22 protein-coding genes are annotated in these 24,889 nt (G+C 56.7%); 4 read left to right on the plus strand and 18 right to left on the minus strand.

What is annotated here, in order from left to right; translation table 11 throughout:
* Nucleotides 1-2: 2 nt before the first annotated feature.
* The 3 genes from menH to elaB form a co-directional block, all read right to left on the minus strand.
* Nucleotides 3-776, minus strand: a complete 774-nt coding sequence (gene menH, locus ACA373_RS08190) for a 2-succinyl-6-hydroxy-2,4-cyclohexadiene-1-carboxylate synthase (protein WP_370734317.1) — start codon at nt 774-776, stop codon at nt 3-5.
* A complete protein-coding gene (gene menD, locus ACA373_RS08195) occupies nt 764-2,404 on the minus strand; it encodes a 2-succinyl-5-enolpyruvyl-6-hydroxy-3-cyclohexene-1-carboxylic-acid synthase (protein WP_370734318.1) in 1,641 nt (546 codons plus the stop codon). The genes menH and menD overlap by 13 nt, the downstream gene beginning before the upstream one ends.
* Before the next feature lie 172 nt (nt 2,405-2,576).
* Complete coding sequence (gene elaB, locus ACA373_RS08200) at nt 2,577-2,894, minus strand: stress response protein ElaB (protein ID WP_253459807.1); 318 nt, start codon at nt 2,892-2,894, stop codon at nt 2,577-2,579.
* Between the two features lie 269 nt (nt 2,895-3,163).
* Between elaB and ACA373_RS08205 the strand changes: the two genes are divergently transcribed.
* The 3 genes from ACA373_RS08205 (at nt 3,164) to ACA373_RS08215 (ending at nt 5,920) form a co-directional block, all read left to right on the plus strand.
* Nucleotides 3,164-4,816: a glucan biosynthesis protein D gene (locus tag ACA373_RS08205; protein ID WP_125288238.1), complete on the plus strand. Its 1,653-nt coding sequence runs from the start codon at nt 3,164-3,166 to the stop codon at nt 4,814-4,816.
* Nucleotides 4,817-5,258: 442 nt separating this feature from the next.
* On the plus strand, nt 5,259-5,558 hold the full coding sequence (locus tag ACA373_RS08210) for a hypothetical protein (RefSeq protein WP_125288239.1): 300 nt from the start codon (nt 5,259-5,261) through the stop codon (nt 5,556-5,558).
* Nucleotides 5,555-5,920 (plus strand): hypothetical protein, encoded by a 366-nt coding sequence (locus ACA373_RS08215; RefSeq protein ID WP_125288240.1) that lies wholly within the window; start codon nt 5,555-5,557, stop codon nt 5,918-5,920. The genes ACA373_RS08210 and ACA373_RS08215 overlap by 4 nt, the downstream gene beginning before the upstream one ends.
* Nucleotides 5,921-6,026: 106 nt before the next feature.
* Here the strand turns inward: ACA373_RS08215 and ACA373_RS08220 are convergent, their stop codons facing one another.
* Complete coding sequence (locus ACA373_RS08220; protein ID WP_253459804.1) at nt 6,027-6,491, minus strand: GNAT family N-acetyltransferase; 465 nt, start codon at nt 6,489-6,491, stop codon at nt 6,027-6,029.
* A gap of 83 nt (nt 6,492-6,574) precedes the next feature.
* On the opposite strand from ACA373_RS08220, the gene ACA373_RS08225 reads away from it, so the two are divergent.
* Nucleotides 6,575-7,174 carry a pentapeptide repeat-containing protein gene (locus tag ACA373_RS08225; protein ID WP_370734319.1) on the plus strand — a complete coding sequence of 200 codons (600 nt, stop codon included), beginning with the start codon at nt 6,575-6,577 and terminating at the stop codon, nt 7,172-7,174.
* Nucleotides 7,175-7,248: 74 nt separating this feature from the next.
* On the opposite strand, the gene nuoN is transcribed toward ACA373_RS08225, so the two are convergent.
* From nuoN to lrhA, 14 genes are all read right to left on the minus strand, one after another.
* A complete protein-coding gene (nuoN, locus tag ACA373_RS08230) occupies nt 7,249-8,706 on the minus strand; it encodes an NADH-quinone oxidoreductase subunit NuoN (protein WP_370734320.1) in 1,458 nt (485 codons plus the stop codon).
* Nucleotides 8,707-8,712: 6 nt separating this feature from the next.
* On the minus strand, nt 8,713-10,233 hold the full coding sequence (nuoM, locus tag ACA373_RS08235) for an NADH-quinone oxidoreductase subunit M (RefSeq protein ID WP_253459796.1): 1,521 nt from the start codon (nt 10,231-10,233) through the stop codon (nt 8,713-8,715).
* Between the two features lie 214 nt (nt 10,234-10,447).
* Entirely contained in the window at nt 10,448-12,286 is a 1,839-nt protein-coding gene (gene nuoL, locus ACA373_RS08240) for an NADH-quinone oxidoreductase subunit L (RefSeq protein ID WP_253459793.1), read from the minus strand.
* Nucleotides 12,283-12,585 (minus strand): NADH-quinone oxidoreductase subunit NuoK, encoded by a 303-nt coding sequence (gene nuoK, locus ACA373_RS08245; protein ID WP_034894855.1) that lies wholly within the window; start codon nt 12,583-12,585, stop codon nt 12,283-12,285. The genes nuoL and nuoK overlap by 4 nt, the downstream gene beginning before the upstream one ends.
* Complete coding sequence (gene nuoJ, locus ACA373_RS08250; RefSeq protein WP_125288247.1) at nt 12,582-13,127, minus strand: NADH-quinone oxidoreductase subunit J; 546 nt, start codon at nt 13,125-13,127, stop codon at nt 12,582-12,584. Before nuoJ ends, nuoK begins: the two co-directional genes overlap by 4 nt.
* A gap of 10 nt (nt 13,128-13,137) precedes the next feature.
* Nucleotides 13,138-13,680: an NADH-quinone oxidoreductase subunit NuoI gene (nuoI, locus tag ACA373_RS08255; protein ID WP_253459790.1), complete on the minus strand. Its 543-nt coding sequence runs from the start codon at nt 13,678-13,680 to the stop codon at nt 13,138-13,140.
* Between the two features lie 12 nt (nt 13,681-13,692).
* Nucleotides 13,693-14,670 (minus strand): NADH-quinone oxidoreductase subunit NuoH, encoded by a 978-nt coding sequence (gene nuoH / locus ACA373_RS08260; RefSeq protein ID WP_253459787.1) that lies wholly within the window; start codon nt 14,668-14,670, stop codon nt 13,693-13,695.
* The gene (gene nuoG / locus ACA373_RS08265) at nt 14,667-17,393 is read right to left on the minus strand and encodes an NADH-quinone oxidoreductase subunit NuoG (protein ID WP_370734321.1); all 2,727 of its coding nucleotides are present in this window, start codon (nt 17,391-17,393) and stop codon (nt 14,667-14,669) included. The genes nuoH and nuoG overlap by 4 nt, the downstream gene beginning before the upstream one ends.
* A 208-nt stretch (nt 17,394-17,601) precedes the next feature.
* Complete coding sequence (nuoF, locus tag ACA373_RS08270) at nt 17,602-18,942, minus strand: NADH-quinone oxidoreductase subunit NuoF (RefSeq protein WP_370734465.1); 1,341 nt, start codon at nt 18,940-18,942, stop codon at nt 17,602-17,604.
* Nucleotides 18,943-18,944: 2 nt separating this feature from the next.
* A complete protein-coding gene (nuoE, locus tag ACA373_RS08275) occupies nt 18,945-19,460 on the minus strand; it encodes an NADH-quinone oxidoreductase subunit NuoE (RefSeq protein ID WP_253459782.1) in 516 nt (171 codons plus the stop codon).
* Nucleotides 19,461-19,462: 2 nt separating this feature from the next.
* Complete coding sequence (gene nuoC, locus ACA373_RS08280; RefSeq protein ID WP_253459780.1) at nt 19,463-21,262, minus strand: NADH-quinone oxidoreductase subunit C/D; 1,800 nt, start codon at nt 21,260-21,262, stop codon at nt 19,463-19,465.
* A 109-nt stretch (nt 21,263-21,371) separates the two neighbouring features.
* Entirely contained in the window at nt 21,372-22,046 is a 675-nt protein-coding gene (locus ACA373_RS08285) for an NADH-quinone oxidoreductase subunit B family protein (protein ID WP_125288254.1), read from the minus strand.
* A 15-nt stretch (nt 22,047-22,061) separates the two neighbouring features.
* Complete coding sequence (locus tag ACA373_RS08290) at nt 22,062-22,499, minus strand: NADH-quinone oxidoreductase subunit A (protein WP_253459778.1); 438 nt, start codon at nt 22,497-22,499, stop codon at nt 22,062-22,064.
* A 660-nt stretch (nt 22,500-23,159) separates the two neighbouring features.
* Nucleotides 23,160-24,086: a transcriptional regulator LrhA gene (gene lrhA / locus ACA373_RS08295; protein ID WP_125288256.1), complete on the minus strand. Its 927-nt coding sequence runs from the start codon at nt 24,084-24,086 to the stop codon at nt 23,160-23,162.
* Between the last annotated feature and the right edge of the window lie 803 nt (nt 24,087-24,889).

The following is a 24,889-nucleotide window of genomic DNA, read 5'->3' on the forward strand; positions in this document are numbered from 1 at the left end:
CCTTAAACGGGGTTGAGCTTTTGCGCCAGGGCGGCGGCAAAGGCCTGTGGGCAGGCGCGATGGGCGTTGTGACCCGCCGCCGGGATAGTGGTAACCGGCAGCCCGGCCCCGGCGGCCAGACGCTGAAATTTGAGGTCGTGCTCGCCGCAGAGATAGTGGAAAACAGGAAGGCGCTGGATTTCCGGCAGCAGATACGGCTGGCGGGCGAGCGAGGTATTGAGCAGCATAGCGGCCAGCGCCTGCGGATCGTTATCGGCTCGCAGGGCGATCAGCTGTTGCCGCTGCGGTTCGCGCAGATCGGCAAATACCGGCTGGCGATACCACTTATGCAGCGTGTCGCCCAGCGGCTGCTGGCGGAGCAGGCTGGCCCAGTGGCGATCGTCAGCCAGCCGCTGCGCCCGCTCATGGGGCGACGCCAGCCCGAAGTGAGCGCCTTCCACCACCACGCCAGCCAGCGACGAATCTGCATAGCGGCAGGCGTGATACAGCGCCGCGCGGCCGCCGAGCGAATAGCCGATCAGCCAGTAGCGTTGAATGCGATGCTGTCGCAAAGTGGCGTTCAGCCGCGCCGAAAGCTGTTCAAAACCGCTGACCTGCTGCGCCCGTGAGCCGCCGTGTCCGGGTAGGTCAATGCTCAGCTGCGGCCAGTCGCGGAAAAAATCCTGCACCGGCTGCCATTCCCGACCGCTGCCCAAAAAGCCGTGCAGCCAGACCAGCGTCGGCCTGTCGCTGCGGTGTTCGCCCTGCCAGCGCGCGTGCAGCATCATTTTCGCCATGCTCCGGCGAGCCACGGTGCGCCCGCCTCAACCTTCAGCTCAATCAGCGTGGCGGTGGTGCTGCGCCAGCCCGCTTCAACAGCGGCCTGCAGCGATGGCCAGTCTTCCGGCTGACGGTAATCCAGGCCGAACATAGCGGCGGCGCTGGCGAAACACGCCTGCTGCGGCAGGGTGAAAAAGCGCGCCCGCTCGTTTTCAGGCGTTGGCAGCAGGGAAAAAATCTGTCCGCCGCCGTTATTGACCACAATCAGTACCAGCGGCCCGGCGGTCAGCGCCAGGCTGTTGAGGTCATACAGCGCCGAGAGATCGCCCACTATCGCCAGCAACGGTTTGCCGCTGCCGCGCTGTACGCCGGTCGCGGTGGCAAGTAGCCCATCAATGCCGCTGGCACCGCGGCTGGCATAGACGGGATAGCCAGCAGGCAGGCGGGCAAAGGCGTCGGCCAGCCTGATGGTCAGGCTGTTGCCCAGAAACAGCGCGCCCTGCTCCGGCAGCAGCTCTGCCAGCCGCTGCGCCAGCTGCGCTTCACCAAACTCCTGTAGCCTTTCGGCGAGCGCTGCATGGGTTTCCAGCGCCAGCGCCTGTAGAGAAGGCAGCCATGCAGGTTGCGAAACGGCTTGATGCGCGACAAGCCATTTGTCGATGTCGGCCACTATGCGCTGACTGCGATGATGGGCGGGATCCAGATGGCCGGGCAGCGGATCGATGAGCCAGTATGCCGCCGGATCCGCTGCCGCCAGCCAGCTGGTCAGCCTTTTCCCGGTAAGCCGGGCGCCAAACTGAATAAGGATTTCCGCCCGATCGAGCGCCTGCCGCGCATGTTCCTCCTGGAGCCAGAGTTCGCTACAGGGAAACGGCGCGCCGGTATGGGACTGTATATCCGCCAGCAGCGGCCAGCCCAGCGTCTCTGCCCATTTGGCCAGCGCCACGCCCTCCTGCGCCGTGATTTTGCCCGCGATAATCAGCCCACGCTTTTGCCGCCAGCGCGGCCAGCTGTCGAGCACAGGCGTGGCCCGCTCCGCATGGATGTTCAGCCAGGGCGTGTCTTCGAGCCACCATTTGCCCAGCGCATCGTGCCAGGTCTGGAACGCCGAGGACGCTTCGCCGTATAAAGGTTCGGCAAAAGGCACGTTGATATGTACGGCGCCTGTAGGATGCTGTTGCAGCAGCGCATCAATGGCCGAAACCAGCCAGCGAGACGGAATATCCGCAGAGGGTCGTGGAAGATCCAGCGCGCCGCCGACGTGGCTGGCGAAAATACCGGGCTGGATGATGGCCTGATTGGCGCCGCAACCGATGAGTTCCGGCGGGCGATCGGCGCTGAGCACGATAAGGCGTTCGCCGGTCAGGCTGGCTTCGATCACGGCGGGCGCAAGATTGGCGACGGCGGTGCCGGAAGTGACGATTATCGCCACCGGACGCTGCGTCGCTTTCGCCAGGCCCAGCGCCAGATAGCCGAGGCCGCGCTCGTCAAAGTGGGTATGACAGATCAGGTTGCCCGCGGCGGCTTCCAGCGTCAGCGGCGCGGATCGGGAACCGGGTGCAATACAGATGTGCTGCACGCCATGACGGCTAAGGGCTGCCAGTATAACGGCGGCCCAGCGGCGGTTGAAGATACTGTGCGACATCACCCACTCCAGATCAAACAAGCAGCGGGCAGTATAAGAGCGCCTTGGCGGGCCGATTTTGATTTAGGGCAGGATTAACGTGTTATTTTCACTTTGGCAACCTGGGCGGCAAAAACAAAACGGGCACCCTGAAGGTGCCCGTTATTACTGGCGTAGCGCCCGGCGTTATCGCTTAGCGACGCGCCAGCAGCAGTCCTACCACCAGGCCCAGCGTAGCGCCTACGCCGATGCCCTGCCACGGCTTCTCATGAACATACTCATCAGCACGGCTGGCAACTTGTTTAGCGCGATGGTAGTAGTTATCTGAGGCGTTGCTGACGCGTGCTTTAACGTCGTTCAGCGATTTTTCCGCTTTGGCTTTCAGCTCAACATATTTCTGATCGGCCGGATCGCCAGATGATTTCAGCACTTCCTCCAGCGTTTCGGTCAGCAGAGCCAGATCGTCATCCAGGCGGGTGTCGAGTTCTTGTGGGTCAGTTGTCTTAGCCATAACATCTCCTTGTGCGAATAATACCTTTAACTATAGACACTTTTTGCCGCTTTGCTTGTTTATCCGCCCAGGAATCGGCTGATATTGATTCCCGTTAAATGCCTGCTTTTGTCAGATTTATCTGCTAAATTTTGCCTGACTGAATTTCTGACGCCACACGCTGTCGTAACTCCCTGTGACCCGCTCACAATTCAGCTAAAACAGGCTCTTATAGCCACAGATCTAGCGCAGTTTTTACAGTTCCGTTCAGCAAAGGATATGACTCTGGCATGAATCGAAGAATGTTTATGAAGGCGTCAATGGCTTTCGCTACGGTAAGCGGGATGTCCGGTTTATCGACGTTGTTTGCACAGGCCGCCTGGGCCGACACCGATATCGCCGACGGCTCGGCAAAGCGTTTCGATTTTGACGTGTTGCAAAAAATGGCCGCAACCCTTGCGCAGAAACCTTACGGCGGCGCGCCCGCTCCCCTGCCCGAAACGCTGGCCACCCTGACGCCGCAGGCCTACAACGAAATTCAGTACGATGCGAATCATTCGCTGTGGAACGGCAACGCCGATCGCGAGCTTGACGTGCAGTTTTTCCACGTCGGCATGGGGTTTAAACGCCGTTTACGCATGTTCTCCGTGGATGCCGATCGGCAGGCGCGTGAAATTCACTTCCGCCCCGAGCTGTTTAACTACAACGACGCCAAAGTCGATACTAAACAGCTGGAAGGCAAAACCGATTTAGGCTTCGCCGGTTTCCGCGCGTTTAAAAAGCCGGAGCTGGCCAGCCGTGATATCGTCTCCTTTCTGGGCGCCAGCTACTTCCGCGCGGTTGACGATACTTATCAGTATGGTCTTTCCGCACGCGGCGTGGCTATCAACACCTTCGGCAGCAAAGAAGAGTTTCCGGACTTTACCGCCTTCTGGTTTGAAACGCCAAAAGCCGATGACACCACCTTCACCGTCTATACCTTACTGGACGGCGAGAGCTGCACCGGCGCGTTTAAATTTATTATTCACTGCGAAGAGAAACGCGTAGTCATGGAGGTGGAAAACCACCTTTATGCCCGTAAAGATATCGACCAGCTGGGCATTGCACCAATGACCACCATGTTCAGCTGCGGCACCAACGAGCGCCGCATGTGTGACACTATCCATCCGCAGATCCACGACTCCGATCGCCTGGCGATGTGGACCGGCAGCGGCGAGTGGATTTGCCGCCCGCTGAATAATCCACAGCGGCTGACGTTTAACGCCTATCAGGACGAGAACCCGCGCGGCTTCGGCATGTTGCAGCTGGATCACGACTTTGAGAATTATCAGGATGTGATCGGCTGGTACAACAAGCGTCCGAGCCTGTGGGTGGAGCCGGTCGGCAAGTGGGGCAAAGGCGCAATTAACCTGATGGAGATCCCGACCACGGGCGAAACGCTGGATAATATCGTGTGCTTCTGGCGTCCTACAGAAAGCATCAAGGCCGGCAGCGCGCACAGCTTCAGCTACAAGCTTTACTGGAGCGGCCTGCCGCCGGTTCACAGCGATCTGTCGCGCGTGAAGGCAACCCGCACCGGTATGGGCGGCTTCCCTGAAGGCTGGGCGCCGGGCGAGCATTATCCGGACGTCTGGGCACGCCGTTTTGCGGTGGATTTTGTCGGCGGCGATCTGAAAGCGGCCGCGCCAAAAGGCATCGAACCGGTGATTACGGTCACCTCGGGCACCGTTAAACAGGTCGAGATCCTGTATGTCGAGCCGATTGACGGCTATCGCATTCTGTTTGACTGGTATCCGAACAGCGATTCCGTCGAGCCGGTTAACCTGCGTTTGTTCCTGCGCACCAAAGACCAGACGCTGACCGAAACCTGGCTCTATCAGTATTTCCCACCGGCGCCGGATAAGCGTAAATACGTTGATGACCGGCAGATGACGGCGGGCTAAACGTTAACAGGCGAGGAACTCCTCGCCTTTTTTATCCCTGTTCAATTCAGGCAAATGGCACAGGGGTACTCGCAAAAGCCGTCCGGCTAATTTCTGTTACCTACAAAGAAAGTCCTGTGCCGACATCAGGCTACGATGCCTGGCGCGAGAAGAACGGCGCTGCCTGCTGTAGAAAAAATCGGACAGCATTATCCCATCGGGTAGCGCAAGCCAACCTGACGCCCCTGCCTCACGCCCGGTTGAGCTAAGTAATTCTAAGCCAGCCACTCCGTATCGAGCTTGCTGGCCTCTGTCATCAATCCGATCGCCAATATCCGCAATGGAAAATTGTATATACAAAAAATCCTTTAACTTTGGTATTAAAATAAGAAAACCACTTGAAATGGCTATAAAGTGGACTTATCTTGTATATACAAAAATCAGGGAAGAAGGATGAAACATCATGGAGCTGATGATTTCTCAGAAAATCAGGCTGAAACTGTCTGAAAAAAAGCCTCCCGTAACGGAAGATGAAATAATCCAGTGCTTTTCCAACAGGGACGGGCATTTTCTTGAAGATAACAGAGAGGATCATCAGTCAGATCCTCCGACGCGTTGGTTTATTGCTGAAACGGATTATGGAATAAAACTCAAAGTGGTTTTTATCTTTTATCCGGGTAGAGGGGTAGCTATCAGGACGGCCTACGCCCCTAACGATGACGAAATACGCATCTACAACAAATATGGATACGAAAAACTATGAGTAACAACGTTAACAAGCCAGACCAAAACGCCTCTCTCATCGCCTCAACGGATGCCGCATGGGAAGAAGGCGTGCTTGGGCGTAGCGAAGCGCATGTTAAAATTTCCAGCGAGGCAAGCGCTGCGGCGTTTGAAAAAGAGATTAATGAGGCGCTTGAGCTACAGCCCATCTCAATACGTCTTAACAAGTCGCTGATTGAAGATCTCAAAATGATTGCAGAGCTTGCGGGGCTGGGCTATCAGCCGCTGATCAGGCAGGTGCTGACAAGATTTACCGACTGCGAGAAAAAAAGAATTTTACGCCAGGTTCACTCTGAAGAGATGAAAAAACAGTCCGGCAAGAAAGCAAAAAAAGTGGCGTGACCCGCCCGGATAGCCCTGCTAACGCAGGGCTTGCCACCGCTGGCAAATGTCAGCAGCCGACGTGCTGTTAAGAAGCCATTGTTAAGGCGTCTTTCCGCTCTCTTACTTATTTGTGTATCCGCGCCCTTTCCATATCCACATGCGGGATGCCGTCTTCCGGATAGACCTCGCCCGTCGGCTTAAAGCCAAACTGTCCGTAAAAATCCTGCAGATGCGCCTGAGCGGATAAAAAGATGTCGTGCTGCGGCCAGTGGCGCTCGCAGTCAACAATCGCCTGCTCCATCAGCCGGTTGCCCAGCTTCAGGCCTCGCGCCTCGCCAGAGACGATCACTCGCCCAATCTTCACCGGCTCCTCGTCGTTTTTTGGCGCAAGCAGGCGCGCATAGGCCAGCAGCTGGTTATTCGCTATGCCCAGTAAATGACGGTTCTCACCGGCCAGATCCGCGCCGTCCACGTCCTGATAAGGACAGTTCTGCTCGACGATAAACACCGCATTGCGTAACGCCAGGATCTGGTACAGCTGAGTTGCATTCAGCTCGCTATGATGTAGATTCTGCCAGCGGATCTCCATTTTCTTTCTCCCGATGTGCGTCAATTTTGTTACTGTCGGGTGAGGGATACTGCCATTCCCTTCCGCACAGGCTAAGGTTTTATATGACAAAAATAACCGATCATAAAGAGTATTTCGATACCTGCTTCGACAGGCAGGCGCTGCCGTCCGCCTGTTTTGAAGGCGTCATTTTTGAAGGATGCGACTTCAGCCACTGCAACTTTACCGCCGCCAGGTTTATCCGCTGCAAATTTATTAACTGCCGCTTCGACCAGTGTAATCTCAGCGTGATGGAAATGCCCGATTCGCGTTTTAACGAGGTCAGCTTTACCGAATGCAAACTCAGCGGCACAGACTGGACGCGCGCTTACTGGCCCGCTTTTAATCTGGATCACGAGCTGCGTTTTACGCAATGCCTGTTGTCCAACGCCTCCTTTTTCGGCCTGACGCTGCAAGAAGTGAAAATGATGGAGTGCCAATTGCATGACGTGGATTTCAGAGAGTGCGATCTGAGCAAAGCCGAAATACTGAACTGCGATCTGGCCGGAAGCTTGTTTAACAGAACCAATCTTCAGGCGGCGGATTTGACCGACTCGCGCGATTTCTCCATCAATGTACTGAACAATTCGGTGGCAGGCGCAACGTTTTCCCGTCTGGAAGCGTTAAGCCTGCTGGAAAGCCTGGGCGTCAACCTGGTGGACTGAAGCCTGCCCGGTTGCGCACAAAAAAAATCCCGGCCTGTCAGTCAGGAGCCGGGATTTTTTAACAGCCTGCTGAGTTACATCAGCGGCTGCGCCATCTGCACCAGCGAGATCAGCGGCTGCGGATAAATACCCAGCACCAGCACCAGAATCGCCGAGATCAGTACAACCACGCCGCCGGCGGTAAAGGCCCAGTTAGCTGGCGTATCGCGCTGCAACAGCTCCGGTGGGTTCAGATACAGGCTAACGGTCACGCGCAGATAGTAGTAAAGGCCGATTGCGCTGCCTACCACTACCGCACCAGTCAGCCACCACAGCTGCGCGCCCACGCCTACGGCAATCACGTAAAATTTACCGATAAAGCCCAGCGTCATTGGGATACCCGCCAGCGACAGCATCATTACCGTCATCACCGCCGACAGGATCGGACGGTGCCAGAACAGGCCGCGATAGGAATACAGCGAGTCCGCGTCCGGGCCGCGATACGGGCTGGACATCAGGCTGACCACGCCGAAAGCGCCCAGGCTGCTGAACAGATAACCGGCCAGGTAAACGCCCACCGTTTCCAGCGACAGCTGATGCGTCTGGATAGCAATCAGCGCCACCAGCAGATAGCCCAGATGCGCAATGGAAGAGTAGCCCAGCAGACGTTTGATATTGCTCTGCGAAATCGCCATCAGGTTGCCGAACAGAATCGAGGCAAACGCGATAATCGCCAGCACCAGACGTACCGCTTCGCTGTCGGCGGCCGGCGCGTACAGGAACAGGCGCATCACCACGCCGAAAATGGCGATTTTGCTGGCGGTCGCCAGGAAGGTCGACACCGGCGCAGGCGCGCCCTGGTAGACATCCGGCGTCCACAGGTGGAAAGGCACCAGCGACAGCTTAAAGCCCAGGCCCACAATCATCATGCCCAGCCCCGCCAGCAGCAGCGGCTGTTGCAGCATTCCGTCGTTCAGGCTGCGGCCCAGCGCAATAAAGCCCAGGTTGCCGGAGTTGGAATAAAGCAGCGCCATACCGAACAGCAGAAAAGAGGAAGCCACAGCGGACATAATGGTGTATTTGATGCTGGCTTCCAGCGAGCGCTTCAGCTGGAAGGCGTAGCCCACCAGGCCGAACAGCGGCAGGGAAATCAGCTCAATACCGATAAACAGCGAAGCCAGGTGATTAGCGCTTGCCAGCACCACGCCGCCCAATGCTGCAATCAGCACCAGCAGGTAGAACTCTTCCTGGTTATCCGGGTAGTTGGTCAGCCACGGATAGGCGAAGGTGCAGGTTGCCAGGCTGGCTAAAATCACCAGGCCGGTATAGAGCATTGAATAGCCATCGACGCGCAGCAGCGGCGTCACGTCCATCGCGCCCGCGTGTCCCACGAACCAGAGTGAGAACAGCGCCAGGTTCAGCCCTACTACCGCCAGCGTGGCATTGACGAAGTGGTTGCGCCGCCACGCAATGGAGAGCATCACGACTACCACCGTCAATCCGACGATCAGCATGGGCAGCAGCGCGATCAAATGTTGAGGAGTTATTGTCATGGCGAATTACGGCCTTGTAGTTGAAATTGAAGCGGTAAACCACTGCTGAATATTGCTCATTGCAGCATGTGAGGTGTCCAGAATCGGCTGTGGGTAAACGCCCAGCAGCAGCAGCAGAACCACCAGCACCATAATCATCAGGAACTCGCGCGGCGACATCCCCCGCAGCGGCGTTTCTGACTTCGGTGCGCCATAATAGGCCCGCTGCATCATAATCAGCGAGTATACGGAAGCGAACACCAGACCAAAGGTAGCAATGACGATGATCACCGGCACCGACTGGAAGCTGCCGGTCAGGATCATAAATTCGCCAACGAAATTACCCGTGCCCGGCATCCCCAGATTCGCTACGGCAAAGAACAGCGACAGACCTGGCAGCCACTTGATGCGCGCCCACAGCCCGCCCATCTGACGCATATCGCGAGTGTGCAGACGCTCATAAAGCTGGCCGCACAGGATAAACAGCGCTGCGGCGGAAAGACCGTGCGCAATCATCTGCACCACCGCGCCCTGGAAAGCGAGCTGGCTGCCGGTATAGATAGCAATCAGCACAAAGCCCATGTGCGAAATAGAGGTGTAGGCGATCAGGCGTTTGATGTCGTACTGCGAGAAGGCCATCCAGGCACCGTAGAAAATCCCGATAATCCCCAGCCACATCGCAATCGGCGCGAACTCGGCGGACGCGTTCGGGAACAGCGGCAGCGCAAAGCGCAGCAGACCGTAAGCCGCCGTTTTCAGCAGAATGCCCGCCAGGTCAACGGAACCGGCCGTCGGGGCCTGACTGTGCGCATCCGGCAGCCAGCCGTGCAGCGGCACCACCGGCATTTTCACCGCGAAGGCGATAAAGAAGCCCAGCATCAGCAGATACTCAACGGTGTTGCTCATTGGCGTTTTCAGCAGATCTTCGTAGTTAAACGTCCAGACGCCCGTGGCGTTGTAGTTAACGAAGACCAGCGCCAGAATCGAAATCAGCATCACCAGGCCGCTGGCCTGAGTGTAGATAAAGAACTTGGTGGCCGCGGTGATACGCGTTTTCCCGTCCGACGCCTTGTGTCCCCACAGCGCGATCAGGAAGTACATCGGCACCAGCATCATTTCCCAGAAGAAGAAGAACAGGAACAGATCGATAGCCAGGAACACGCCGATAACGCCGCCCAGGATCCACAGCAGGTTCAGGTGGAAAAAGCCCTGCCATTTCTCAATTTCGTTCCAGGAGCAGAGGATAGCCATCACGCCCAGCAGGCCGGTAAGCACCACCATCAGCAGCGACAGGCCGTCCAGCGCCAGATGCACGTTGATACCGAAACGCGGTATCCAGGAAACCAGAAACTCGGATTGCCACTGCGGCAGCCCGGCGGCCTGGGTCAGCGAATAGCCGCCCTGCAGCCAGAGCTGTAGCGAGAGCGCCAGCGTCAGCCCCATCGAGATCAGCGCTATCCAACGCGGCACCTTGCTCCCGAAGCGTTCAAACTGCCAGCAAAGCAGGCCGCCGATGAACGGGATGAGTATAAGCCAGGGTAATAACATGGCGATTTGATTCCCTTTTCTGAACCTGCATGGGCTATCTTACTGGCCATTTTTGCCCCCGGCAGTGCTCGCAGTCCTCACATACTAAAGTATGCTGCGGGTGCGGCGCGCTGGCGGTGACAAAACTGACTGCGCCGATGACGCCCAACATTCAGGTAATTTTTAACATCTTTTAATTCTGGGTGAGTGTTTACCCCACCCCGCTCACAAACTTTTAGACCACCATCAACAGCGCGAGCACCACGACCGCACCGACGCTCATCGAAGCGACGTACCAGCGCAGATAGCCGTTTTCGCTGACCACCAGCCCTTTGTTAGCCAGGCGGGAGAACAGGGCCGGGATATTCATCAGCGCATTCAGCGGATCGCGTGAAAGGGCCCAGGCGACGAACAGATAAGGCTTGACGAAAATTTTGTCGTAAAGCCAGTCGAAGCCCCAGGCGGCGAACCACCAGGTGGTGAAGAATCGGCCAACCGCGCTGCCAGCGATGCTGTTAACCAGCGAGCGTTTGCCCAGCCACAGAAAGGCCGCCAGCAGGATGCCGATAATCGCCACTACGCCAGAAGTGATTTCCAGCGTCAGCACGCTGCCGTGCGCCAGCTCGGTGGTTTCCGGCAGCACGCCGCGCAGCGGAGGAACAATCAGCGCACCAATAAAGGTGGAGAGGATCAGCAGCACAATCAGCGGCAGATGGTGCGTAATGCCTTTGCCTGCGTGCGCGTGAATTTTCTCTTCGCCGTGGAAGGTAATAAAAATCATGCGGAAGGTGTAGAGCGAGGTCATAAAGGCCCCGACCAGACCGGCCACCATCAGATTAATATGACCGTTCGCCAGCGCACCCGCCAGGATCTCGTCCTTACTGAAGAAGCCAGCGGTGATCAGCGGCAGCGCCGACAGCGCCGCGCCGCCTACCAGGAAGCAGGCATAAACCAGCGGGATGCTTTTGCGCAGGCCGCCCATTTTGAAAATGTTCTGCTCGTGGTGGCAGGCCAGGATCACCGAACCGGACGAGAGGAACAGCAGCGCTTTAAAGAACGCATGGGTCATCAGATGGAAAATCGCCGCATCCCACGCCTGCACGCCAAGCGCCAGGAACATGTAGCCAATCTGGCTCATGGTGGAGTAGGCAAGCACGCGTTTGATATCGGTTTGCACCAGCGCGGCAAATCCCGCCAGCACCAGCGTAATCGCGCCAATAATCCCCACCAGGTGCAGCACTTCCGGCGTCATCAGGAACAGACCGTGGCTGCGGGCAATCAGATAAACGCCCGCCGTTACCATGGTCGCGGCGTGGATCAGCGCAGAAACCGGCGTCGGGCCTGCCATCGCATCCGCCAGCCAGGTTTGCAGCGGCAGCTGTGCCGATTTACCTACCGCGCCGCCAAGCAGCATCAGCGTCGCCCATTGCAGCATAGGGTTATCCGCCGCAAAGTGCGCAGGCGCCAGCTCGACCATCTCACGGAAGTTCAGCGTGCCCAGCTCGTTGTAGAGAATAAACAGCGCAAACGCCAGGAAGACGTCGCCGACGCGCGTGATGATAAAAGCTTTCATCGCCGCCGCGCCGTTGTTCGGGTTGGTATAGTAGAAACCGATCAGCAGGTAAGAGCAAAGCCCCACGCCTTCCCAGCCCAGATACATCAGCATCAGGTTATCGGCCAGCACCAATACCACCATGCTGGCGATAAACAGGTTGGTATAGGCGAAAAAGCGCGAGTAGCCCTCTTCGCCGCGCATATACCAGGAGGCGAACATATGGATAAAGAAGCCAACGCCCGTGACCACCGACAGCATGGTCAGCGACAGGCCGTCCAGCGTCAGGTTGACTTTGATATCAAAGTTGCCAACGTGCATCCAGGTCCACAGCGCCTGATTAAAAACAGCCTGGCCCTGCGCAAAGAAATCCAGTCCGGCATAGAGCGTGACCAGCGCGGCCAGCCCTACGGAGCCCATCCCTACCGTAGCGGCCAGATTTTCTGACCAGCGGCCGCGCGAAAACGCCAGCAGCACGAAACCGATCAGCGGGAATAAAATAGTTAAATAGAGAAGATTCATCCGCGCATCTCGCTCACTTTATCAATATTGAGGTTCTGGCTGCGACGATGCAGCTGCAGCAGCAGCGCCAGGCCAATACTTGCCTCGGCAGCGGCCAGGCTGATCGCCAGGATATACATCACCTGACCGTCCGCCTGTCCCCAATAGCTGCCCGCGACCACAAACGCCAGCGCCGCCGCGTTGATCATGATCTCAAGGCTGATCAGCATAAACAGCAGGTTGCGGCGGATCACCACGCCGGTCAGGCCAAGCACAAACAGGATGGCCGCCAGGATAAGCCCGTGTTGCAAAGGGATCATGCGTTTTCCTCCTTCTTCACCGCATCAGGGCGATTGCTTAACACCTCGCCCGGACGCTGTTCGCGACCGATATGGTAAGCCACCACCAGACCGGCCAGCAGCAGCATGGAAGCCAGCTCCACCGCCAGAACGTAAGGGCCGAACAGGCTGATGCCGACCGCTTTGGCATCGATCATCGTGCCGTCAATGCCCTGGTCATTAATAGTCAGGATGGCGTAAACCATCACCACCAGCAGCAGCAGCGACAGCAGACCGGGGCCGAACCAGACGCCCGGCTTCAGCCACTCGCGCTCCTGCGCCTGCACGCTGTCGCCCAGGTTTAGCATCATCACCACAAACACGAACAGCACCATGATAGCGCCCGCATAAACGATAATTTCCAGCGCCCCGGCGAAATAAGCGCCCAGCGAGAAAAACACGCCCGCCACCGAAAGCAGTGAAATAATCAGATATAACAGCGCGTGGACCGGGTTGGTGTGGGTGATAACGCGCAACGTCGTCAGCACGGCCACCAGTCCGCAAAGATAAAACGCAAATTCCATGCCTGGCTCCTTAAGGTAACAAACCCTTGACGTCGATGGGTTTGGCTTCGCTTTCCGCTTCACCTTTGTCTTTGCCTTCGATCGCCATGCCCGCCATCCGGTAGAAGTTATATTCCGGATATTTGCCCGGCCCGGAGATCAGCAGGTTCTCTTTTTCATAAACCAGATCCTGCCGCTTAAACTCGCCCAGCTCGAAATCAGGGGTAAGCTGGATAGCGGTGGTCGGACAGGCTTCTTCACACAGGCCGCAGAAAATGCAGCGCGAGAAGTTGATGCGGAAAAACTCCGGATACCAACGGCCGTCCAGCGTTTCTGCCTTTTGCAGCGAAATACAGCCTACCGGACAGGCTACCGCGCACAGGTTACAGGCCACGCAGCGCTCCTGGCCGTCGGGATCGCGGGTCAGCACGATGCGGCCACGGTAGCGAGGCGGCAAATAGACCGGCTCCTCCGGGTACATCTGCGTTTCACGCTTGGCAAAAGCATTCGATCCGATCAGGACGATACTGCGTACCGTGGTGCCGAACCCTACCAGAATATCTTTTATTTTCATGGTAATAACCTCTTACTGCGCGTTGTACAGAATCACTGCGGCAGTCGCCAGCAGGTTCAACAGCGTCAACGGCAGACATACTTTCCAGCCGAACGACATCACCTGGTCGTAGCGCGGACGCGGCAGCGCAGCACGGATCAGAATAAACATCATCATGAAGAAAGCTGTTTTAATCGCGAACCAGAAAACGGGCGGCAGCCACGGACCGTTCCAGCCGCCGAAGAACAGCGTCACAATCAGGGAAGAGACGGTTACGATACCGACGTATTCACCGACAAAGAACAGGCCGAACTTCATACCGGCGTATTCGATGTGGTAACCGTCGGCCAGCTCCTGCTCTGCTTCCGGCTGGTCAAAAGGATGACGGTGACAGACCGCGACGCCCGCAATGGCAAAGGTCAGGAAGCCAAAGAACTGCGGAATGATGTTCCACAGGTGCTGCTGGCTGTTGACGATATCCACCATATTGAAGGAACCGGCCTGCGCCACCACGCCCATCAGCGACAGGCCGAGGAACACTTCGTAGCTCAGCGTCTGCGCCGAGGCGCGCATCGCGCCCAGCAGCGAGTATTTGTTATTACTCGACCAGCCCGCAAACAGCACCGCGTACACGGCCAGACCGGCCATCATCAGGAAAAACAGCAGACCGATATTCAGATCCGCGCCCATCCAGGTCGAGGTGACCGGCACAATGGCCATTGCCAGCAGCAGCGAGGTGAACGCGATCATCGGCGCCAGCGTAAAAATCACGCGGTCGGTAAACGGCGGCGTCCAGTCCTCTTTAAAGAACATTTTGATCATGTCCGCCACCAGCTGGAGCGAACCGCCCCAGCCGACGCGGTTTGGCCCGTAGCGGTTCTGGAACAGGCCCAGCAGGCGACGTTCGCCAAAGCTCATAAAGGCGCCGCAGCCTACCACCACAAACAGGATCACCAGCGCTTTGCCGACGGCAATCAGTACATCTGTAACTTCCGGTGTCAGCCAGCTCATTGTGTTGCCTCCTGCAGATCCTCAATACTTGCCCCCAGCAGGAACGGCGGTACGCCCGGCAAGCCCAACGGTAAACCCACCTGCCCTGCCTGCAAGGCGGTCGAGAAGCGAACCGGCAGACGCAGCGTTTCGCCTGCGCAGCGGAAGGCGACCGTAGCGCCTGCGTTGACGCCCAGTTTCGCCGCGTCTTGCGGGTTAACCATCACGTAAGGCAGCGGCATACGCTGCTGGAATACCGGTGAACGCTGGGTCATCTCTTCGCTGCCGAACAGATGGAAGTAAGGCGCGACGCGCCAGCCGTTCTCTTTGCCCGCGAAGGCTTCCGGCACGGCGGTGAACCATTCCAGCTGGCCTTCGCCCGCTTCGAACAGGCGCACGCCCGGATCGCCAAAGCGCAGTTTGCCGCCCACTTCGTCCTGGAACTTATTCCACGCCTGCGGAGAGTTCCAGCCTGGCGCCCAGGCAAACGGGATCTGCGAACGAGGCGCATTCGGCTGGTTGTTCCCTTCCATAGAGAAGGCGAACATGGTGTCTTTATCCTGCGGCTGACGCGGTTCGTGCACGCTGATATTGGCGCGAGCCGCGGTACGGCCGCTGGCGCGGATCGGCGAGCGGGCCAGTTTCTGACCGCGAATACGGAAGCTGGCGTCCGGCGCGGCGGCCTTGATCCCGGCCAGCTGCGGCAGTGCCGCCACGCAGGCATCGATCACGTGATCGAGCTGCGTCCAGTCCACTTCGCGGCTGCTGATGGTGCTGGCCAGCGAGTGCAGCCAGCGCCAGCTTTCCAGCATCTGGATTTTGTCATCGTAGTAGGACGGATCGTAAACCTGGAAGAAGCGCTGCGCGCGGCCTTCCTGATTGACCACGGTGCCGTCGCTTTCTGCAAAGCTGGCGGTGGAAAGGATCAGACCCGCTTTCTCGGTGGTCGCCGTGCGTTGATGATCGATAACGATCACGTTCGGCGTGTTGGTCAACGCCGCATCGACACGGGCTTTTGGCGCATGGCGATAGAGATCGTTTTCCATAATGATAACAGCATCGGCAGAGCCACTTGAAAGCTCGTCGAGCGCTGCATCCAGCGGCTTGCCGCCGATCATGCCCAGGCCCACGCTATTGGCTGCGCCGGATAGCAAAGTGATACCCACGTCCGCGCCGCGTCCTTTCAGCGCTCTGGCAACGTTAGCCGCCGCCTGGATCATCGCCTCGCTGCCCGCGTGCACGCCGGAAATAATCAGCGGTTTCTTCGCGCCGGCCAGCGCCTGTACCACTACGTCGATCTTACCGCTCAGTTCACGATCGAGACCGTCTACCGCCGGCGCCGTTTCATCCAGCGCGTTAGCAATAGCGAAGCCCAGACGCGCCTGATCTTCCACCGGTGCGCGATAGCTCCAGGCGGCGATGTCGTCCAGACGGGTTTCGTCTACGTTGGTGACAAACAGCGGATGTTTGGCGTGTTGGCCGATGTTCATAATCGCCGCAATCTGCCAGTCGGCCACTTTCTGCGCCGCCGCCATTTCGCGCGCTTTGCCCTTAACGGCCTGGCGCACGGAGAGCGCGATGCGTGCGCCGACCTGGGTCAGATCTTCGCCCAGCACCAGCACGGCATCGTAGCTTTCGATTTCGCGCAGCGCTGGCGTATGGATACCGCCTTCGCGCAGTACTTTCAGCATCAGTTCCAGACGCGCCTGCTCGCCAGCCGGAATACCGGTGGAGAAGTTCTCGGTACCGACCAGCTCACGCAGCGCGAAGTTGCTTTCAACGCTGGCGCGTGGCGAACCGATACCAATCACTTTTTTCGCCTGGCGCAGCACGTCCGCCGCGCCCTGCATCGCCTGCTCGGCGTTGAGCGCGATCCAGTCGTCGCCGCGACGCTGCATCGGCTGGCGCGGACGATCCTTCAGGTTGACGTAGCCATAGCCGAAGCGGCCACGGTCGCACAGGAAGTACTGGTTTACGGTGCCGTTATAGCGGTTCTCAATACGACGCAGTTCGCCGTAACGCTCGCCGGGGCTGGTGTTGCAGCCGACGCTGCACTGCTGGCAGATGCTTGGCGCGTACTGCATATCCCATTTACGGTTATAACGCTCGGAGTGCGTTTTATCGGTAAATACGCCGGTAGGGCAGATTTCCACCAGGTTGCCGGAGAACTCGCTCTCCAGCACACCGTCTTCCGGGCGACCGAAGTAGACGTTGTCATGCGCGCCATACACGCCCAGGTCTTTGCCGTCCGCGTAATCTTTGTAGTAGCGCACGCAGCGATAGCAGGCGATACAACGGTTCATTTCGTGCGAGATGAACGGGCCGAGATCCTGATTGCGGTGGGTGCGTTTGGTAAAGCGGTAGCGGCGGAAGCTGTGGCCGGTCATCACCGTCATATCCTGGAGATGGCAGTTACCGCCCTCTTCACAGACCGGACAGTCGTGCGGGTGGTTGGTCATCAGCCACTCCACCACGCTTTCCCGAAACTCTTTCGCTTCGCCGTCATCAATAGAAATAAAGGTGCCGTCGGAGGCTGGCGTCATACAGGACATCACCAGGCGACCACGGGTATCTTCGGCATTCTGGAATTGCTTTACCGCGCACTGGCGGCAGGCACCGACGCTACCGAGCGCCGGATGCCAGCAAAAATAAGGAATATCAAGGCCGAGCGAGAGGCAAGCCTGTAGCAGGTTGTCCGCGCCGTCGACGTCGTATTCTTTACCGTCTACATGAATTGTAGCCATAGTGAAATTGCTCAAGTAAGGCTCGAAACCGAGCGTTAAACACAATTCTTTAAATAACCGTCTTACCTGACGTTGTAGCGGTGTTAGCGGCGTTCTCTTACCCCGGTCACTTACTGAAGTAAGCTGCCGGGGATGCGTTCTCTTGCTGCCTGGCTACAACGCCAATTAATTTGGTTATTTCGCGCATTTCTTTGTTTGCACGGTATTTTTACCAGCGCGCCTTCAACAGGTTCGCCTGGATACCGGCGATCGCGTGCGCGTTGCTGTAAACCTGCGGCGCCATGCCGGCTTCAAATTCTTCACGGAAATACTTGATGGCGCTCTGCAGCGGCTCTACCGCGCCCGGCGCGTGCGCACAGAAAGTTTTGCCCGGCCCAAGCTGGCGGCAAAGCTGCAGCAGGGTTTCGATATCGCCCGGCTGCCCTTCTTTCCGCTCCAGCGCGCGCAGGATTTTTACGCTCCACGGCAGGCCGTCGCGGCACGGCGTACACCAGCCGCACGACTCGCGAGCAAAAAACTCTTCCAGGTTGCGCACCAGCGATACCATATTGATTTCGTGGTCGACCGCCATCGCCAGCGCGGTGCCCAGACGGCTGCCCGCTTTGCCAATGCTGGCGAACTCCATCGGCAGATCCAGATGCGATTCGGTCAGGAAGTCGGTGCCCGCGCCACCCGGCTGCCAGGCTTTAAACTTCAGGCCATCGCGCATGCCGCCCGCGTACTCTTCCAGAATTTCGCGCGCCGTGGTGCCGAAAGGCAGCTCCCAGACGCCAGGGTTTTTCACCCGGCCGGAAAAGCCCATCATCTTGGTGCCGGTATCGTCGCTCTTAGAGATGTTCTTGTACCAGTCGACGCCGTTGGCGAGGATTGCCGGCACGTTGGACAGCGTTTCCACGTTATTGACGCAGGTCGGCTTGCCCCAGACGCCTGCCGAAGCAGGGAAAGGCGGCTTGGAGCGCGGGTTAGCGCGGCGGCCTTCCAGCGAGTTAATCAGCGCGGTTTCTTCGCCGCAGATATAGCGGCCCGCGCCGGTATGCACGATCAGCTCGAAATCAAAGCCGGTGCCCAGAATGTTTTTGCCGAGATAGCCCGCTTCGGTCGCTTCCGCGATGGCGCGACGCAGGTTGACGGCAGCTTCAATATATTCGCCGCGCAGGAAGATGTAGCCGCGATACGCTTTCAGCGCGAAGGCGCTGATCAGCATCCCTTCCACCAGCTGGTGCGGCATTTGCTCCATCAGCAGACGGTCTTTATAGGTGCCCGGCTCCATCTCATCGGCGTTACACAGCAGGTAACGAATGTTCATGGATTCGTCTTTCGGCATCAGGCTCCACTTCAGTCCCGTGGAGAAGCCTGCGCCGCCGCGCCCTTTCAGGCCGGAATCTTTTACCAGCGCCACGATTTCGTCAGGCGCCATGCCCTTCAGCGCTTTTTCCGCCCCGGCATAGCCGTTTTTGCTGCGATATTCATCGAGGAACACCGCCTGCTTGTCGTCGCGCATACGCCAGGTCAGCGGGTGCGTCTCTGCTGTACGAACAATCTCTTTAATGGTCATTGATACTGCTCCAGTAACGTGACGACGTTTTCCGGCGTGAGATGCACATGCGTGTCCTCATCCACCATCATCGTCGGGCCTTTGTCGCAGTTGCCCAGGCAGCAGGTCGGCAGCAGCGTAAAGCGGCCGTCCGGCGTGGTCTGGCCGGGCTTGATGTTCAGGCTGGCTTCCAGCGCTGCCTGAATACCCTGATAGCCGGTGATATGGCACACCACGCTGTCGCAGTAGCGGATCACATGGCGGCCAACCGGCTGGCGGAAGATCTGGCTGTAAAACGTGGCTACGCCCTCTACGTCGCTGGCCGGAATGCCCAGCACGTCGGCAATGGCTTTGATAGCGCCATCCGGCACCCAGCCACGCTGTTTCTGCACGATTTTCAGCGCTTCAATCGACGCCGCCCGCGCATCTTCGTAATGGTGCTTTTCCTGTTCTATCGCATCATGCTCTGTCGCACTCAGGACGAAAGCATCTGAAGGCTCGATCGTTTCGATCGCAATTCTTTGATCGTGCATAATTAGCGGTCCACGTCTGACATAACAAAATCAATACTGCCGAGGTAAACGATCAGATCGGATACCAGGCTGCCGTTGATGACGGAAGGGATCTGCTGCAGATGCGGGAAGCTAGGCGTGCGCACGCGGGTGCGGTAGCTCATGGTGCTGCCGTCGCTGGTCAGATAGTAGCTGTTGATCCCTTTGGTAGCTTCAATCATCTGGAAAGACTCGTTGGCCGGCATCACCGGACCCCACGAAACCTGCAGGAAGTGGGTGATCAGCGTTTCAATATGCTGCAGCGTGCGCTCTTTCGGCGGCGGCGTGGTCAGCGGATGATCGGCTTTAAACGGCCCTTCCGGCATGTTTTTCAGGCACTGTTCCAGGATGCGCATACTCTGCCGCATCTCTTCCATTTTCAGCATAACGCGGGTGTAGGCGCAGCTGATGCCGTCACCAATCGGCACTTCAAAATCAAAGTTTTCGTAGCCGGAGTAAGGACGCCATTTGCGCACGTCGAAGTCCAGACCGGTTGCGCGCAGGCCCGCGCCCGTGGTGCCCCATGCCAGCGCCTCTTCCATGTTGTAGGCGGATACGCCTTTGGCGCGGCCAATCAGCACGGAGTTTTTCAGCGCCGTCTGTTCGTAGGCCTTCAGGCGCTTCGGCATCCAGTCAAGGAATTCGCGCAGCAGACGATCCCAGCCCTTCGGCAGATCGTGCGCCACGCCGCCGATGCGGAACCACGCCGGATGCATACGGAAGCCGGTAATAGCTTCCACCACGTCATAAATTTTCTGGCGGTCGGTAAAGGCAAAGAACACCGGTGACATCGCCCCGACGTCCTGAATAAAAGTAGAAATATAGAGAAGGTGGCTGTTGATACGGAACAGTTCGGAAAGCATCACGCGGATCACGTCAACGCGCTCAGGCACTTTAATGCCCGCCAGCTTTTCTACCGCCAGCACGTAAGGCATCTCGTTTACGCAGCCGCCAAGATATTCAATGCGGTCGGTATAGGGGATATAGCTGTGCCATGACTGGCGCTCGCCCATCTTCTCCGCGCCACGATGGTGGTAGCCGATATCCGGCACGCAGTCGACAATCTCTTCGCCGTCCAGCTGCAAAATAATGCGGAAAGCACCGTGCGCCGAAGGATGGTTAGGGCCCAGGTTGAGGAACATAAAGTCCTCGTTGGCGGTGCCGCGCTTCATGCCCCACTCTTCCGGTTTGAAGGTCATCGCCTCCATTTCCAGATCTTCTTTCTGCTTGGTCAGCTCGAAGGGATCGAATTCGGTAGCGCGCGCCGGGTAATCTTTACGCAGCGGATGACCTTCCCAGGTTTGCGGCATCATGATGCGCGTCAGGTGCGGATGGCCGTCAAACGTAATACCGAACATCTCCCAGGTTTCGCGCTCGTACCAGTTGGCGTTGGCGAAAATTTTGGTGATGGTAGGTACATGCAAATCGTTTTCGGACAGCGCCACCTTGAGCATAATGTCGCGATTGCGCTCAATGGACAGCAGGTGATAGAAAACGGAAAAATCCGCCGCTGGCAGTCCGTCGCGATGCGTGCGCAGGCGTTCGTCCATACCGTGCAGATCGTACAGCATGACATAAGGCTTCGGCAGCTTGCGCAGAAACTCTACAATTTCCAATAATTGTTCGCGTCTTACCCAGACCACCGGAATGCCGGTGCGGGTTGGCTGAACGGTAAAGGCATCTGGCCCAAAACGGTTACGCAATTCGCCGATCACCGGATCATCCAGGTGATCCCGGGTTTGCCATTCTGGCTGAGCGAGATCTTGCGTGGTTAAATCTGTCATAGGTCGTTCACCATGTGGGCCTGTTGACAGGCACTCAGTATTGGCGTCAGAACAGGCCGCCCGCGTATTATTTTTTTCTGCGTGCTGTTTGGGCCTTGTTCATTAACTCTTAAATTTCGTCCGGGGTGCGCAAGTTGGTGACCGCAATGCGTTCGCCCTGCTTCCTTTCACGTTCGGACTGCATGTTGGCTCGATAAACGCCCTGATCGCCGACCACCCAGGAAAGCGGACGACGCTCTTTGCCGATCGATTCCTGGAGCAGCAGCAGAGCCTGCATATAGGCTTCGGGGCGTGGCGGACAGCCGGGAATATAAACGTCAACCGGCAGGAATTTATCCACGCCCTGCACCACGGAATAGATATCGTACATGCCGCCCGAGTTAGCGCAGGCGCCCATCGAAATCACCCACTTGGGCTCCAGCATCTGGTCGTAAAGACGCTGAATAACCGGTGCCATTTTGGTGAAAGGCGTACCGGCTACTACCATGAAGTCGGCCTGACGAGGCGAGGCGCGGATAACTTCGGAACCAAATCGCGCCACGTCGTGCACGGAGGTAAAGGAAGTTGTCATCTCTACGTAACAACAGGAAAGGCCGAAGTTAAACGGCCACAGAGAGTTTTTACGTCCCCAGTTCACCATATCGTGCAGAGCATGTTCGAGCTTGCCCATATAAACGCTTTGATGAACGTGCTTTTCCAGCGGGTCGGTGACGATCTCCTGCTTCTGCAGCGGGTAGCGATCGTTATCGCCGTTCGGGTCTGCGCGGGTTAGCGTATAATCCATTGTTATGCCTCGCTTTTACTGCGTGTGACGATGGGAATGCGAAACGGTAGTGGTTTTGGCTACCACACGGCGAGGTGGGGGTGCCCAGTCCAGCGCGCGGATCCGCACCAGATAAACCAGTCCGGCAAGCAGTACCAAAATAAAGATGGTGGCTTCGATAAAGCCGATCCAGCCGCTTTCGCGGATGGCGGTCGACCATGCATACAGATAGAGCGCTTCCACGTCGAAAATGACGAAGAACATGGCGACCAGGTAGAACTTGGCGGACATGCGCATCTTGGCGGTGCCGACCGGCGCGGCGCCGGACTCAAAAGGGGTATTTGTGTATCTTCCGCGTGCTTTTCCGCCCAGAAACCACGCTCCGGCTAACATTGCACAGCACAGACCGATGGAGACGATCAGAAATACGGCAAACGCCCAATGATGAGCGACGACTTCAGTGGTTGTTGACATACACTCTGCTTAACTCAATAAAGGGCGTCAGGGGGCTGCTCTCATGCACGGCAGTTGGCTGAAGCCTCGATTCACGGGAAAAAATAAAAAACCAGATAAACTATGCTGTCTTTGTTGATTAAGCAGCAATTTTATGGGGTTTTTTACTCCTTTATATAACCTTCTGTCAACTTTCATAAAAGTATCCGTAGGTTATTTTACACAAGTAGCATTTATTTAACATTTGATGCGCAAAGATTGCGCTAAATCGTGTCAGTGACCGACCCTGCACTAAAGTGTAGCGGGTATTTCCCTGCACGGATCGCGGTTTTAACACAGGCTATTCTGGCAGGAATTGCCTGCATTTCCTTCCCCTTACAAGGGTTATTTTTTTGATCCAGCACACGGTTTTAGTCTTTATGAGAAAAAAATAGCCAGGCAGAAGTGAGCAAAATCAATTCAATTTGATTTTTAATTTTTTCACGATGCCGGATAAGGTCAACAAACGGCGTTGGCGCTTTTTAAAACACCAGTATAAAAAAGACCAGGAGAAAAACGCGGGAGAAAGGAAATTAAGGCATAAAAAAAGCCCTCCGAAACACTAACCGTTTCGAAAGGCTTTTTTAGACAGCTCTGCTAACTTTTGTGAATATTAATCAGGATGTTAGAGAAACCGAATTATCACTCGTCTTCATCTGCAAAAGCGGAGCGATCCTGACCCGTAGCGGTCAGATTGTAGGGATCGTTGCTTGACTCCATGGCGTTGAAAATAGCCAGCGCCAGTTCGTTGTCGCTTTCCGGATTGCGGCACAGCAGGTATTCCGTATCCGGCAGCATCGGCAACCCTTCGGCTGCACCCATCACGCGGAGTTCCGGGCTCATCATCTCTACCGGACGAGCGGTCACGCCCAGACCCGCTTTAACGGCGGCGCGGACGGCAGCCAGCGTAGAGGCCACATAAGAGATGCGCCACGGGATACCCGCTTCGTTAAGGTGATCAATAGCCATATCACGATAAGGGCTTGGCTCGTCCAGCAGCACCAGAGGAATTGCTTCTCCGCGCTGGAACACGTAATCGGCCGCACAGTACCAGAGCGTGGGCGAAGTACGCAGGACCTGCCAGGTAAAGTTCATCGGGCTGGAAGTGGTTACCACCAGGTCTACTTCTCCCTGGTTCAGCATTTCCATCATAAATGGATTACGCTTGACGCGAACATCGATAGCCAGCTTCGGATAAACCGAGGTCACGCGGTTGAGCAGGAAAGGCAGAATGGTGTCTGACGTATCGTCAGAAGCGCCGATAGTCAGCACGCCCTGGATATTGCTGTACATCAGCGAGGTGCAGGCTTCATCGTTAAAGCGCAGGATTTTTCTGGCGTAGCCCAGCAGCTGAATACCGTGCTCGGTCAGCAGCTTATTACGGCCATGCCGGGCGAACAGCTCTTTCCCTACCAGCTGCTCCAGACGCTGCATCTGCTGGCTGACAGCAGACTGCGTACGGCATACTGCCGCCGCGGCAGCGGCAAAAGTATTCAGATCGGCGACGGCCACAAACGTTCTGAGCAGATCGAGATCGAGATTAAGAATTGGACGATTTGCACTGGTCATGTTTTCTTCACTTTTATAAGATTTTTAAGATACTACTATCCTGGTGTTATTATCTGCTTTATCAATAAGATAGAGAGACAACCGTAGGCAATGCGACCCGTTGGCTCGTCATTGCCTTAATCACAAACGCGTTATCCCAGCGGCCCAATATGCCCGACTGATGCCGTTGCAAGGCCGCTGACAGATTTATACGTTTGGTACTTCAGCGTGCGTCAGGTTACCTGCCGCCACACCCTGTTACCGTCCAGCCGCCCGCTGGATTAGCCCGGCGCTGTTAGTGTAAGACAACCATAAAAAATCAAACAGCCAGAACACTGTAGTCACAGTGGAATAATAATAAACAAAGCTTAACATTATTGGCGATAAAACGCGCTAAATATTGTTCCGGAAACAGGCTCGTCATACGTCCTTTTTCCTGAAGGATATCCTGACATACTGTCGATTACTTTTTAAGCCCAAATCCGATTATTCTTATCAGTAAAATAATTTTTTATTGTGGATCGCACCTTCTGCTCGCTTTGCACCATAAAAATTTATCAATTAGTAACAATATATCAGCAACGACTGCTCTCCCGTTAAGGTTCTGTCGCTTTTTGTCACCGTCGCCTGTTGCTGCGGTGATGGGCAACCACTGACCAGCCAGTTAAGCAAAGCTGAATAGTTTCATGCGGTGTCAATACATCTTATTTTACCTAATCGTTACAAAAATGGCCTTCTTGCTTGCAAAAAAACGGGCTTTTTTACACGCTCCTGCACCCAATGCAGGCGTAAGTTTTATTAAACCTTCTCCAGGAAAAAGCGTC

The sequence above is a fragment of the Erwinia sp. STN24 genome, assembly GCF_041320675.1.
In the GTDB taxonomy this organism is placed as follows: Bacteria; Pseudomonadota; Gammaproteobacteria; order Enterobacterales; family Enterobacteriaceae; genus Erwinia; species Erwinia aeris.